General features: G+C 47.1%; 3 protein-coding genes. 1 reads left to right on the plus strand and 2 read right to left on the minus strand.

Going from position 1 to position 563, the window contains the following annotated elements; translation table 11 throughout:
• On the plus strand, positions 1 to 107 hold a 107-nt coding region (locus tag CSC70_RS14160; protein WP_162457217.1), incomplete at its 5' end, for a NinE family protein.
• Here the strand turns inward: CSC70_RS14160 and CSC70_RS14165 are convergent.
• Together CSC70_RS14165 and ninD are read right to left on the minus strand one after the other, a co-directional pair.
• Positions 59 to 238 (minus strand): NinE family protein, encoded by a 180-nt coding sequence (locus tag CSC70_RS14165; RefSeq protein WP_162457218.1) that lies wholly within the window; start codon positions 236 to 238, stop codon positions 59 to 61. The two genes, CSC70_RS14160 and CSC70_RS14165, sit on opposite strands and share 49 nt — an antisense overlap.
• Positions 205 to 378, minus strand: coding sequence for a protein NinD (gene ninD / locus CSC70_RS14170; protein WP_000984218.1), 174 nt, complete (start codon positions 376 to 378; stop codon positions 205 to 207). The genes CSC70_RS14165 and ninD overlap by 34 nt, the downstream gene beginning before the upstream one ends.
• Between the last annotated feature and the right edge of the window lie 185 nt (positions 379 to 563).

Genomic DNA, 563 nt, shown 5'->3' on the forward strand with positions numbered 1-563 from the left:
AAAATAAACCCAAGCCACTCCCAAAAGAATCTGACGTAACAGCCTTCAACTACACGGCTCACCTGTGGGATATCCGGTGTCTTAGCCACCGGATATCCCACAGGTGAGCCGTGTAGTTGAAGGTTTTTACGTCAGATTCTTTTGGGATTGGCTTGGGTTTATTTCTGGTGCGTTTCGTTGGAAGGTATTTGCAGTTTTCGCAGATTATGTCGGTGATACTTCGTCGCTGTCTCGCCACACGTCCTCCTTTTCCTGCGGTAGTGGTAACACCCCTGTTGGTGTTCTTTCACACCGGAGACACCATCGATTCCAGTAAGGTTGATTTGGTCGGAAGCGGTTATCTTCTTTGCATTCACCGCACCGATAACATCGCATCATGCAGCTTCCCTCCCGAAGTCGAAATCAAGCTGCCCTCCAAATATTTCGCATGACTCAGAACAAGAGCCGGTATCGAATCTTTTAGCTCGTACCATGTCCTGATACTGTGCTTGATAATCATTTTCTGAATACATTTTCGCGATACCGTCCAGCGATCCTCTCTTATACACATTTCAGAGCACAAG

The sequence above is a fragment of the Pseudoxanthomonas kalamensis DSM 18571 genome, assembly GCF_010211745.1.
GTDB classification, from domain to species: domain Bacteria; phylum Pseudomonadota; class Gammaproteobacteria; order Xanthomonadales; family Xanthomonadaceae; genus Pseudoxanthomonas_A; species Pseudoxanthomonas_A kalamensis.

What these genes read in the sequence shown, in the direction of transcription:
- ninD (WP_000984218.1), bottom strand. Translation starts at nt 378, where the DNA reads ATGATGCGATGTTATCGGTGCGGTGAATGCAAAGAAGATAACCGCTTC.